Origin of the sequence: Streptomyces sp. NPDC051636 (genome assembly GCF_044453765.1) — a bacterium.
Taxonomy (GTDB): Bacteria; Actinomycetota; Actinomycetes; order Streptomycetales; family Streptomycetaceae; genus Streptomyces.
Map to the genome: position 1 here is coordinate 164,862 of NZ_JBITDA010000018.1, position 11,989 is coordinate 176,850.

The following is an 11,989-nucleotide window of genomic DNA, read 5'->3' on the forward strand; positions in this document are numbered from 1 at the left end:
GGCACCCCGGTACGCTTCAGACATGACTGGTGTTCCTCGATCCGAAAAGCCGGCCGGCCGGTTCCGGCGCATGCTCGACCGGCTGTCCTCGTCCCAGGAGGACCTGGAGTCCGAGGAGCTCAGGGAGGACGCCGACACCACGGGCTGCATCCGGATCGGTGACTGCCATGACCGGCAGATCGTCACCGTAACTGGTACCTTGCGCACGGTCACCCTGCGGCCACGCGCCGGAGTCCCGGCCCTGGAGGCCGAACTGTTCGACGGCTCCGCCGCGCTGGACGTGGTGTGGCTGGGCAGGCGCTCCATCGTGGGGATAGAACCGGGGCGCAAGCTCATCGCATCGGGCCGGATCTCGATGAGCCGGGGCCGCCGGGTGCTGTTCAACCCCAAGTACGAACTGCGACCCCTCGGACGGGAGTAGCCGGTGACGTCACTCGACAAGCCGACCGGAGACACAGCTGCGGACGGCGCTCGGACGGACGACGGGCGGGCGGACGACACGCGGGCGGTGACCGAGGCCGCGCTGTTCGAGGCGTTCGGCGGTGTCCGGGGCATGGTCGAGACGGTCCTGCCCGGCCTCCTCTTCGTCACCATCTTCACGATCAACAAGGACCTGCACTGGTCGGCGATCGCCGCGCTGGCCGTGTCCCTGTCCCTGGTCGTGGTCCGGCTGGCGATGAAGGACACCGTCAAGCACGCCTTCAGCGGTGTCTTCGGCGTCGCCTTCGGTGTCGTCTTCGCGATGTTCACCGGCAACGCCAAGGACTTCTACCTCCCCGGCATGCTCTACACGCTGGGCCTGGCCCTGGCGTACATCATCACCACCCTCGCCGGCGTGCCCCTGATCGGCCTGATCCTCGGCCCGGTCTTCAAGGAGAACCTCTCCTGGCGCACCCGCAACCCCGGCCGCAAGAAGGCCTACGCGAAGGCCAGTTGGGCCTGGGGCCTGATCCTGCTCGCCAAGTGCGCGGTCCTTTTCCCGCTGTACTGGTGGGCCGACACGGCGCAGCTCGGCTGGGTGCTGGTGGCGTTGAAGATCCCTCCCTTCCTGCTGGCCGTGTGGCTGACGTGGGTCTTCCTGGCCAAGGCGCCCGCGCCCATCGACGTGTTCGCGGAGATGGAGGCCGAGGAGAAGGCCGAGCAGGAGAGGAAGGCCGCGTCGGCGGCGGAGCGGGGCGAGGCGTCGAACGGCGGCCGGCACCGCCGCGAGGCGTAGACGGCCGGACAGTCCCAGGTACGAGGACGGGGGCGCCCGGAAATCTCCGGGCGCCCCCGTCCTCGTAACCCGAAACCGTCAGGTGCTCTCCCGCCGCACCGACAGCAGGTCCTCCAGCTGCTCCTCCCGGGCCTGTGCGGCCACGAACAGCAGCTCGTCGCCCGGTTCCAGGGAGTCCTCCTTGGACGGCGTGAGGACGCGGGTGCCGCGGATGATGGTGACCAGAGAGGTGTCCTCCGGCCACTCGACGTCGCCGACCTGGGTGCCGGCCAGGGCCGACTCCTCCGGGAGGGTCAGCTCGACGAGGTTGGCGTCGCCGTGGCTGAAGCGGAGCAGGCGGACCAGGTCACCGACGCTCACCGCCTCCTCGACCAGGGCGGACATCAGGCGGGGAGTCGACACGGCGACATCCACACCCCAGGCCTCGTTGAACAACCACTCGTTCTTGGGGTTGTTGACGCGGGCCACGACGCGCGGAACGCCGTACTCCGTCTTTGCGAGCAGCGACACGACCAGGTTGACCTTGTCGTCGCCGGTCGCGGCGATGACGACGTTGCAGCGCTGGAGCGCCGCCTCGTCCAGGGACGTGATCTCACAGGCGTCGGCCAGCAGCCACTCCGCCTGCGGGACCCGCTCCACCGAGATGGCGGTCGGGGCCTTGTCGATCAGCAAAACCTCGTGGCCGTTCTCCAGCAGCTCGCCCGCGATGGAGCGGCCGACCGCGCCGGCACCGGCAATGGCGACCCTCATCAGTGACCGCCCTCCTCTTCCGGGCCCCCGGCGAACGCCGCCTCGACCTTCTCGACGTCGTCCGACCGCATCATCACGTGTACGAGGTCGCCCTCCTGCAGCACCGTCTGCGAGGTGGGCAGGATGGCCTCGCCCAGGCGGGTCAGGAACGCCACGCGGACGCCCGTCTCCTCCTGCAGCTTGCTGATCTTGTGCCCGACCCACTTCGGCGAGGCGTGCACCTCGGCGAGCTGGACGCCGCCGGTCGGGTCGCGCCACAGCGGCTCCGCCCCGGCGGGCAGCAGGCGGCGCAGCATCTGGTCGGCGGTCCAGCGGACCGTGGCCACGGTGGGGATGCCCAGGCGCTGGTAGACCTCGGCGCGGCGGGGGTCGTAGATACGGGCCGCCACGTTCTCCACGCCGAACATCTCGCGGGCCACGCGCGCGGAGATGATGTTCGAGTTGTCACCGCTGGAGACGGCGGCGAAGGCGCCGGCCTCCTCGATGCCCGCCTCGCGCAGCGTGTCCTGGTCGAATCCGACGCCGGTGACCCGGCGCCCGCCGAATCCCGGGCCGAGCCGGCGGAAGGCGGTGGGGTCCTGGTCGATCACGGCGACCGTGTGGCCCTGTTGTTCCAGGGTCTGGGCAAGAGCGGAGCCCACTCTTCCGCAGCCCATGATGACGATGTGCACGGTCCTACCCCGCACTCCTCGTGAGGCCGCTGACTTGCGTGAACTTCGTGCTCATATCCTTCTCTCGGGCTCGCCGGGCAACGGGTGGGGGACCCGTTCCGGGTCCGCCGGGCAACATCATGCCGGGGATTCCCGCCGGTGATCCCCCGTGGGTACCGATCGCGGCTCTCCAGTGCCCGACTCCACGGTAACGTCAGGCACCGGCAGCCGGCCGCTCGGCAAAAACGGCCCAAGAATTGGCCAAAGGAATGCCCAAGAGATCGGTCACCGGCGCGTGATGCCGCGCACTCTCCTCAGGATCAGGTCGCGAGGCCGACGAGCGCGGTGACTGCGCCGATCAGCTCTGCGGTCGCGGGCATTGGGCCTCCGAGGCCCGGCGACAGGGCGATGTTTGCCATCTGGGCACGGCGGGCACGCGGACCACGGAATCCGTAGTTCCAAGCGTCTGTGAGTTCACTCGTGAGGCATAAGCGGGACGGCGGGTGGGCGACAGCCAGTTCGAAGGCCTACCATCCTCTGTCGTGTCCAAACTGACCGACGTGCCCAAACGGATCCTGATCGGGCGCGCACTGCGCAGTGACCGGCTGGGTGAAACACTCCTGCCCAAGCGCATCGCACTCCCCGTCTTCGCCTCCGACCCGCTGTCCTCCGTGGCGTACGCCCCCGGCGAGGTGCTGCTGGTCCTGTCCATCGCGGGCGTGTCGGCGTACCACTTCAGCCCCTGGATCGCGGTCGCGGTCGTGGTGCTGATGTTCACCGTGGTCGCCTCCTACCGCCAGAACGTGCACGCCTATCCCAGCGGCGGCGGTGACTACGAGGTCGCGAACACCAACCTCGGCCCCAAGGCCGGTCTCACCGTCGCCAGCGCGCTGCTCGTCGACTACGTCCTCACCGTCGCCGTCTCCATCGCCTCCGGCATCGAGAACCTCGGCTCAGCGGTCCCCTTCGTCGTCGAGCACAAGGTGTCCTGCGCGACCGCCGTGATCCTCCTGCTGACGCTGATGAACCTGCGGGGCGTGAAGGAGTCCGGCAAGCTCTTCGCCATCCCGACGTACGTCTTCGTCGGCGGCGTCTTCATCATGGTCGCCTGGGGTGCCTTCCGCGGCCTGGTCCTCGACGACACCATGCGGGCGCCCACGGCCGACTACCACATCAGGGCCGAGCACCAGGGCCTGGCGGGCTTCGCCCTCGTCTTCCTGCTGCTGCGTGCCTTCTCCTCCGGCTGTGCCGCCCTCACCGGCGTCGAGGCGATCTCCAACGGCGTCCCGGCCTTCCGCAAGCCGAAGTCGAAGAACGCCGCGACCACGCTGGCGATGATGGGCCTGCTGGCGGTCACCATGTTCTGCGGCATCATCGCCCTGGCCATGGTGACCAAGGTCCGCATGGCCGAGAACCCGGCCACCGACCTGATCCACAACGGCGCCGCGCTCGGCTCCGGCTACGTCCAGAACCCGGTGATCTCCCAGGTCGCCGAGGCCGTGTTCGGCAAGGGCAGCTTCCTGTTCATCGTGCTCGCCGCGGCCACCGCCCTGGTGCTGTTCCTGGCCGCCAACACGGCGTACAACGGCTTCCCCCTCCTCGGCTCGATCCTTGCCCAGGACCGCTATCTCCCGCGCCAGCTGCACACCCGAGGCGACCGCCTCGCCTTCTCCAACGGCATCGTGCTGCTCGCGGGCGCGGCGGCCCTGCTGGTCGTCATCTACGGCGCCGACTCCACCCGCTTGATCCAGCTGTACATCGTCGGCGTGTTCGTGTCCTTCACGCTCAGCCAGACCGGCATGGTCAAGCACTGGAACCGCCACCTGGCCACCGAGAAGGACCAGGCCAAGCGCCGCCGCATGATGCGCTCCCGAGCGATCAACGCCTTCGGAGCCTTCTTCACCGGCCTGGTGCTGGTCGTCGTCCTCGTCACGAAGTTCACGCACGGCGCCTGGGTGGCCCTGCTCGGCATGTGCATCTTCTACGCGACGATGACCGCGATCCGTAAGCACTACGACCGCGTCGCCGAGGAGATCGCGGCCCCCGAGGGCCCGAGCGACGACAGCGTACGGCCGTCCCGCGTCCACTCGGTCGTCCTGATCTCCAAGATCCACCGCCCCACCCTGCGCGCCCTGGCCTACGCCAAGCTGATGCGCTCGGACACTCTGGAGGCGCTCACCGTCAACGTCGACCCGGCCGAGACCAAGGCGCTGCGCGAGGAGTGGGAGCGGCGCGGCATCGACGTACCGCTGAAGGTGCTCGACTCGCCCTACCGCGAGATCACGCGGCCGATCATCGAGTACGTCAAGAGCCTGCGCAAGGAGTCCCCGCGCGACGCGGTCTCCGTGATCATCCCCGAGTACGTGGTCGGCCACTGGTACGAGCACCTGCTGCACAACCAGAGCGCCCTGCGGCTCAAGGGCCGCCTGCTGTTCACCCCGGGCGTCATGGTGACCTCGGTGCCGTACCAGCTGGAGTCCTCCGAGGCGGCCCGGAACCGGGCCCGCAGGCGGCAGGAGTGGAGCGCGCCGGGTGCGGTGCGCCGCGGTCCGGCCGAGCAGCGGGCGCGCGAGAAGGAGCCCAGCGGGAAGGACTGACGCGCGCGGCGAGGACCGTGCGGCGGCACGTAGACTGGTGGGCTGTTGTCGGGCCCCCGTACGGGGGCCGCCCCCCGCTTCTCGATCTGGAGTCACCCCACCATGCAGGCAGAACCGAAGAAGTCGCTGGTGGGGGAGGAGTACGAGGTCGAGATCGGCCCCGTCGCCCACGGCGGGCACTGCATCGCCCGTACGTCCGAGGGCCAGGTCCTGTTCGTCCGGCACGCGCTGCCCGGCGAGCGGGTCCTGGCCCGGGTGACGGAGGGCGAGGAGGGCGCTCGCTTCCTCCGCGCGGACGCCGTCGAAGTCCTCGACGCCTCCAAGGACCGCATCGACGCCCCGTGCCCCTACGCCGGTCCCGGCCGCTGCGGCGGCTGCGACTGGCAGCACGCGAAGCCGGGCGCCCAGCGCCGCCTCAAGGCCGAGGTGATCGCCGAGCAGCTGCAGCGGCTGGCCGGCCTCACCCCGGAGGAGGCCGGCTGGGACGGCACCGTCGTGCCCGCCGAGGGCGACAAGCTGCCGGCCGGCGAGGTGCCGCAATGGCGGACGCGGGTGCAGTACGCGGTGGCCCCCGACGGTCACGCCGGTCTGCGTCGCCACCGCTCGCACGAGGTCGAGCGGATCGACCACTGCATGATCGCCGCCGAGGGCGTCAGCGAACTGGGCATCGAGAAGCGCGACTGGACCGGCATGGACGCGGTCGAGGCGATCGCGGCGACCGGCTCCCAGGACCGCCAGGTGATCCTCACCCCGCGCCCCGGCGCCCGTCTGCCCCTGGTCGAACTGGACAAGCCCGTGTCCGTCGTCCGGGTCGACGAGAGGTCCGGCGGCGTCCACCGCGTCCACGGCCGCCCCTTCGTCCGCGAACGCGCGGACGGCCGTACCCACCGCGTCGGAGCCGGCGGCTTCTGGCAGGTCCACCCGAAGGCCGCGGACACACTGGTCACGGCCGTCATGCAGGGTCTGCTGCCTCGCAAGGGCGAGATGGCCCTCGACCTCTACTGCGGCGTCGGCCTCTTCGCCGGCGCCCTCGCCGACCGCCTCGGCGAGGCCGGCGCGGTCCTCGGCATCGAGTCCGGCAAGCGGGCGGTCGAGGACGCCCGCCACAACCTCGCCGACTTCCCCCGCGTCCGCATCGAACAGGGCAAGGTCGAGTCCGTCCTCCCGCGCACCGGCATCACCGAGGTCGACCTGATCGTCCTCGACCCGCCGCGAGCGGGGGCCGGCCGCAGGACGGTGGAGCATCTGGCGTCGCTGGGGGCCCGGAGGATCGCGTACGTGGCGTGCGATCCGGCCGCGCTGGCGCGGGACCTGGCGTACTTCCGGGACGGGGGGTACCGGGTGCGGACGTTGCGGGCGTTCGATCTGTTTCCGATGACGCATCATGTGGAGTGCGTGGCGATTCTTGAACCGGCCGCGAAGGGCTCCTGACCTGCGGTTTTGTGCGTGCACATTATGTGCGGTGGGGGCGTTACCGGCGATATCCTGACGCTGAAATGACGCTCGTGACGCTCATTGACGCTGGTTCTGATGGGGCGTCAGGCGTGTTTGGGGCGCTGGTCAGGTCGCCTGCAGCGGTAGGGGAATGGTTGGCTCTTCAGTGAAAAAAGCCCCCCGTGTTGGTGGGTGGGTTGCATGCGCTGGACCTCCGCGGCCCTCTGCAAGCCGCCGCTCGGCGGGGACCGTCGGCGGCGCTGGCGCGCCCGAACGCCGGCCACCGTTCGGGGCCAACCACCTCACGTCACCGACAGCGGGTGGGACGCCGTACCAGACGTCGGCTGCGTCCCATCCTGGCCGGCCGCCGCTCGAAGCGGCCACGGGCGTGGCGGCGGCCGAACTCCTCGAACTCGGCATCGGTCCAGCGGCGGGAGGCTGCGAACACGTCGATCAGGTCGCGGGGCGCTCCGCGGTCGGCGAGGGCGCGGACCTTGGTCCCGATCACGTCCTCCTCCGCGAGGACGGGCCCGTACGGGCTCTGGGCGACCGGCCGCCAGAAGATCTCCTTGAGGATGTCGACTTCGCATTCCTGCCCGGTGGCCGGGTCGGTCACGGTGAAGCGAGCGGACAGCGGGGCGGTCTCCAGCGCGTGCACCTTCCAGCCGCGGGCTTCCAGGCCGGCGCGGAGCGTGGCGGCGATGTCGGCCATGGGCGCCGGGTTCTCGGTGGCGACGTCGAGGTCCTGGCTGGGGCGGTTCACGAGGCGGGTGCCCGCACGGCGTATCCACCGGTGAGAACCAGTGGATACGGGGAACCGAGCGCGATCACGTCCGCCAGGAGCCGCGTGTGCAGCTCCGGCATGTCCGTCACGCGGCTGCCCGGGTGCGGGAGGCGAGCTGGGGGAAGGCGTCTTCCCACACGGCGCGCACGGTGCGGCCGACGAGGGTGCGCAGCACCGGCCACAGCTGGAGGAGCAGGTCCTGGTTGAGGTAGCGGGGCAGGTCGTCGTGCAGGCCCTCGTGCAGGACGGTGCGGTACAGGCCCATACGCTGGCGCGGCTTGCCCAGGTCGTACGAGGTCATCCCGGACCAGGCCATGTGCAGCGGCAGATCCACGACACCGTGGGTCGGCCCGCGCAGATCGTCCAGCGACTCCGGCAGACGGCGGCGGAACTTCTCCCGGTACAGCGCGAGGTCCTCGGCGTCCGCGCCCGAGACGTCCCTCGGGGTGGGTGCGGGGTGCTGTGGGCTGGAGGGCATGACTCCATTATGGCGGCCGGAGACGTTGCGAGGGTCATGATGTGCGAGCTGGCGTCCGGAGCGAACGGGGGCGGATCCTCCGGTGAGCTGGTTGCCGCAGTCTGCTCTCCCGTGAGCGGTGCTGACTCCTGGCAGTCCGCCGGGCGTGCTGGTCCCGTCCTCGGGGGTCGTTCGTTCAGCGGGTTGATGCGTATGGCGGCAAGCATCAACAAATGCGGGATTACCAGGTCAGCGGACAGAACGTTCTCGACGGCTGGTTGAAACGCAGGACGGGACTGCCGTCTCGCAGAGCCGTCAGCCAGCTGGACCACATCCGGCCCGACCGGTGGCACCCTGCCTGGAGCGAAGAACTCCAATACGTGCTGGCCGTCCTGTGGCATCTGGTCGAGCTGCAGTCGGCTCAGTACGAGCTGCTCGACCGTGTTCTCATGGCACCGCTGGTCAGCATCACCGAGTTGCAACGTCGGAACGTCCTGCCGGTCCCGGACACCGCCCGTCGTTCCGCGCCGGCACCATTACAGACCGACCCCATCCCCGGGACCGAGGGAATCGAGGCCCGCGAGCCGCACGCCGTAAGGCCACTCACCGCAGGGAGGAGCTCTCCGGTCGGCGCTCCTGCGCGACCACGGAGGAGTAGGGATTCCGGCGCCACGCAGTCGTCCCGAAGAAAGCGACAAGATCCGGAGAGCTCTTGATGACGGTGACGCGCCTGCCGCGCCGAGGACGGGTGCCCAGCGGTTGGGACAAGACGCCGGCTCGCCCCTTGCGCATGACGGCGGCGGACTACCGGGCTGCGGTCGCCCGCACACCGCACGGACCTGAGCCCGGCCGCCTCACCCAGTCTCCCTGGGGCCCAGAGCTGACCCGTGCCATGGCCGAACACGGCAACCGTCGTGGTCGAGGAACTGGTGGCTGGCGTCCTGTTGGCGGACCGGGCCGAAGCGATTCGTTGAGGAAGCTGGTCCGGCCAGTCGTGACGCTCATTTGACGCTCTGGGCGCCCTCACGCTGTCGGCGAGCCGAGAAAGCTGCTCTGACCTGGGCTTTTCCACGACTTACTCAGGCCGACATCTTTCCGATGACCTCGCACGTGGAGTGCGTGGCGATTCTTGAGCCTGCCGCGAAGAGCCTCTGACCTGCGAGTTCTCTGATTCCTGAGGTTCTGAGCGGGTCGGCTGGCGCCGGGATGTGATCCACAATTCCAACGCCGACGGCTTGGAGGCGTTCTACCTGAAGTAAAGGGGTCGGCCCAGGACGTTCACCGTCGCCGGCGTGGGCCTGCTGTGGTTCGACGGCATCCTTTGCGGCGTCTCGCCGATCATGCCGTCGCCCGGTCCGGTTTGATCGCCCCCTGAGTGGCCGGCCTCGCGCGGTGGCCGGCCAGCGCGGTGCGCATGAGGCGGCGGGCGCGGGAGGCGGCGCGCTCGTCGCCGAGGAGTTGGATCTCCTGGTTGGCGGCCATGGCGAGGCCAGTCAGGAGGGACACGAGGTCCTCGGGGTCGAGGTCCGGGTCGAGGTCGCCGTCGGTCTGGGCGGTGGTGATCTGTTCGGCGAGGAAGCTCCGCCAGCGGGTCACCGCGTCGTACAGCCGGGCGCGCAATTCGCCCGGCTGTCCGTCGAGTTCGCAGGACGCCGCCGTGACGAAGCAGCCGTTGGGGAACGGGCTGTCGGCCAGGTAGGCGCACCAGGCGTCGATCACGGCGTGCAGGCACGGCAGGCCCGGGCCGGTGGCGCGGCCGGGCGCCACCGCCGCCGCCGTGAACATCTCCACCGCCCTGTTCAAGGCGGCGAGTTGGAGCTCGGCACGGGAGCCGAAGGGGCCGACCACCCCGGCCTTGCTCATGTCGAGCGTCTCCGCCAGCGCGCCGATGGTCAGTCCGGACAGCCCAAGGCTGGACGCCTGGGTCACCGCGGCGCCGACGATGCGTTCCCGGGTGCGCCGGGCCTCCTCGGCCGATTTCCTCATGGCCTTGATCTTACCGATCGATCGTCTGCTATTTTGGCGAACGATCGTACGGTAAATCTCCGATGGGGAGGACTTCACATGCGTGTCCGTTGGCTCGGCTGGGCCGGAGTGGAACTCGAAGCACAGGGCGAGAGCCTGGTCATCGACCTGCTCGGGCGACCCGAAGGCGCCCTGGAGGGCACCTCGCTCTCGGGAGTGCCCCTGCCGAAGGTCGTACCACCGCACGCGGAAGGACAGGTGCTCGCCGGACTGTGCACCCACCTCCACCGCGACCACACCGACGCCGGCGCCCTGGCCCGCGCGCTGCGGCCCGACGGAACGGTCCTGCACCCGGAGTCCTTCGGCGGCGACGACCACGAGAACCTGTGGACGCTCAAGGCCGAGGCCGAACTGACCGCCCACGACCTGCCCCGGCAAGCCATGGGCCTGTGGCAGACCACAACGATCGGGCCGTTCACCATCGCGGCCGTCCCGGCCGTGGACACCCTCGGCGACCCCCAGGTCTCCTGGGCCGTCGAAGCCGACGGCAAGCGGGTGATCCACCTGGGCGACACCATGTTCCACGGCTACTGGTGGCGGGCCGCCCACCGCTACGGCCCTTTCGACGCCGTCCTCACGCCCATCAACGGACCGACCGTCTGCTTCCCGCACTGCCAGCCGCCGAGCCCGTATCCGGCCTCGCTCGACGCCCGGCACGCCGCCGTCGCCGCCCGCCTCCTCCAGGCGAGGACCGCGATCCCGATCCACTACGACGGCTTCCACGCCGACGGCTTCTACACCACCCAGCCCAACGAGCTCGCCCGCTTCCTCGACGCCGCCGCCGGCGAGCCCTACGAGGTCCTCACCCCGGGGCTTGGTGAAGAACTGACTCTCTGAACGCCGCCCCGCTGCCCCCGGCAGCTTGCCGGACCGTCCGGCTGCAACGATCGGAGCCGACGAGACCCTGGCCTGGCGCCGTGAGCGCCTCGCCGAGGTCTTCCCAGAGGGGGGCGTGAGCTCGGCGCTCCGGGGTACCACGCTGGACCCGCAGGCGGCCGCCGCGCCCGTCGTCGCGGTCCTGTACGGCGGCTACGTGGGAAATGGCGATTTGCCCGCGGGAAGGATCGTCACCGTGGCCAGTGAGTTCAGCGCGGTGTTGCGCAAGTTGCGGATCCGGGCGGGGGTGACCCTGGAGGAGCTGGAGCGGCGTTCCGGGGTGAGCGTGAGTACCCTCCGCGGCCTGGAGACCGGCAAGAGCCTCGACCCGGGAATGATCACGGTGCGGCAGCTGGCCGACGCGCTCGCCTTGCGGCCTGAGGATCGCGAGGAGTTACTCGGTGCCGCCGTTCCCCGGGACCCGGACCAGCGGGGCCGGGCCGCCACCAAGGAGCGGCGTCCGGAGGAACCGGGCTCGCAGCTGTCGGCTTCGGGACAGCCGACGTCGGCCGCGCATGACGCACTGTCGGACGCAACCCAGCTACTCGCGAAGGCGGTTGCCGCTCACTGGCAGCGGGAGGACGGGGCCTGCAGATCCAGGATCCGTTCCCGCTGCCGGTTCGCTGGCAGGTGGCCTCCGAGGCGCAGACCGACCACTGGGCCAACGTCCACCGACTACCCACGGGAGGCACGGCCGGCCCTCTTGACCTGGACGGCCAACTGGGCGGCATCGCGGAAACGTACCGGCGGATTCCGTCCAGGCGACTGGTGGTGCTGGGCAGGCCGGGCTCCGGGAAAACGGTCCTGGCCCTGCGCTTCGTCGTCGACCACCTGAAGTCGTGGACTCCCGGCGAGCCCGTTCCGGTGGTCCTCAGAATCGGTACATGGGACCCCACCGCCCTCACCCTGCGGGATTGGCTGACCGATCAGCTGATCCGCGATCACCCCGCTTTGGCCGCCGGAGGCCCCCATGGGGTAAGTCTGGCCTCCGCGCTGGTCGACTCCGGCCGCGTGCTCCCGGTGCTCGACGGCTTCGACGAGATCGCCCGTGGTCTGCGCGGCCCCGCGCTGAATGCCCTCAACGCCGGCACCCTGCCGCTGCTGCTCACCAGTCCCTACCTTGTTGATCGGGCTGAGCGAGCCATTCGTAGGGTTGGCTCACCCAGGGGTGCCGGGTGTGGCTTTCACCAGTCTGTCGTT

General features: G+C 70.0%; 11 protein-coding genes and 2 pseudogenes. 8 read left to right on the forward strand and 5 right to left on the reverse strand.

The genetic code is table 11. The features are described from left to right. Positions 1-22: 22 nt before the first annotated feature. Both ACIBBH_RS28045 and ACIBBH_RS28050 read left to right on the forward strand, forming a co-directional pair. The gene (locus ACIBBH_RS28045; protein ID WP_399409233.1) at positions 23-421 is read left to right on the forward strand and encodes an OB-fold nucleic acid binding domain-containing protein; all 399 of its coding nucleotides are present in this window, start codon (positions 23-25) and stop codon (positions 419-421) included. Positions 422-424: 3 nt separating this feature from the next. Beyond that, entirely contained in the window at positions 425-1,216 is a 792-nt protein-coding gene (locus ACIBBH_RS28050; RefSeq protein ID WP_399409235.1) for a DUF3159 domain-containing protein, read from the forward strand. Between the two features lie 78 nt (positions 1,217-1,294). On the opposite strand, the gene ACIBBH_RS28055 is transcribed toward ACIBBH_RS28050, so the two are convergent. Together ACIBBH_RS28055 and ACIBBH_RS28060 are read right to left on the reverse strand one after the other, a co-directional pair. Then, the gene (locus ACIBBH_RS28055; protein ID WP_399409237.1) at positions 1,295-1,966 is read right to left on the reverse strand and encodes a potassium channel family protein; all 672 of its coding nucleotides are present in this window, start codon (positions 1,964-1,966) and stop codon (positions 1,295-1,297) included. Then, complete coding sequence (locus tag ACIBBH_RS28060) at positions 1,966-2,637, reverse strand: NAD-binding protein (protein ID WP_399409239.1); 672 nt, start codon at positions 2,635-2,637, stop codon at positions 1,966-1,968. The genes ACIBBH_RS28055 and ACIBBH_RS28060 overlap by 1 nt, the downstream gene beginning before the upstream one ends. A 521-nt stretch (positions 2,638-3,158) precedes the next feature. Between ACIBBH_RS28060 and ACIBBH_RS28065 the strand changes: the two genes are divergently transcribed. Then, entirely contained in the window at positions 3,159-5,213 is a 2,055-nt protein-coding gene (locus ACIBBH_RS28065) for an APC family permease (RefSeq protein ID WP_399409240.1), read from the forward strand. Positions 5,214-5,315: 102 nt separating this feature from the next. Next, a complete protein-coding gene (locus tag ACIBBH_RS28070; RefSeq protein WP_399409242.1) occupies positions 5,316-6,644 on the forward strand; it encodes a class I SAM-dependent RNA methyltransferase in 1,329 nt (442 codons plus the stop codon). A gap of 373 nt (positions 6,645-7,017) precedes the next feature. Here the strand turns inward: ACIBBH_RS28070 and ACIBBH_RS28075 are convergent. Continuing rightward, a pseudogene (locus ACIBBH_RS28075) lies at positions 7,018-7,511 on the reverse strand (nucleotidyl transferase AbiEii/AbiGii toxin family protein); the annotation flags it as partial. Between the two features lie 5 nt (positions 7,512-7,516). After that, positions 7,517-7,909, reverse strand: a complete 393-nt coding sequence (locus tag ACIBBH_RS28080; RefSeq protein ID WP_399409244.1) for a hypothetical protein — start codon at positions 7,907-7,909, stop codon at positions 7,517-7,519. A 769-nt stretch (positions 7,910-8,678) separates the two neighbouring features. Here ACIBBH_RS28080 and ACIBBH_RS28085 point away from each other — a divergent pair. After that, positions 8,679-8,897 carry a DUF2399 domain-containing protein gene (locus tag ACIBBH_RS28085; protein WP_399409259.1) on the forward strand — a complete coding sequence of 73 codons (219 nt, stop codon included), beginning with the start codon at positions 8,679-8,681 and terminating at the stop codon, positions 8,895-8,897. Positions 8,898-9,226: 329 nt separating this feature from the next. On the opposite strand, the gene ACIBBH_RS28090 is transcribed toward ACIBBH_RS28085, so the two are convergent. Then, positions 9,227-9,874: a TetR/AcrR family transcriptional regulator gene (locus ACIBBH_RS28090; protein ID WP_399409246.1), complete on the reverse strand. Its 648-nt coding sequence runs from the start codon at positions 9,872-9,874 to the stop codon at positions 9,227-9,229. 78 nt (positions 9,875-9,952) lie between these two features. Here ACIBBH_RS28090 and ACIBBH_RS28095 point away from each other — a divergent pair, with 78 nt between their 5' ends. From ACIBBH_RS28095 to ACIBBH_RS28105, 3 genes and pseudogenes are all read left to right on the forward strand, one after another. Beyond that, positions 9,953-10,750, forward strand: a complete 798-nt coding sequence (locus ACIBBH_RS28095; protein ID WP_399409248.1) for an MBL fold metallo-hydrolase — start codon at positions 9,953-9,955, stop codon at positions 10,748-10,750. A 286-nt stretch (positions 10,751-11,036) separates the two neighbouring features. After that, a pseudogene (locus ACIBBH_RS28100) lies at positions 11,037-11,126 on the forward strand (helix-turn-helix domain-containing protein); the annotation flags it as partial. Between the two features lie 293 nt (positions 11,127-11,419). Beyond that, a partial coding sequence (locus ACIBBH_RS28105) for an NACHT domain-containing protein (protein WP_399409250.1) occupies positions 11,420-11,989 on the forward strand: 570 nt, incomplete at its 3' end.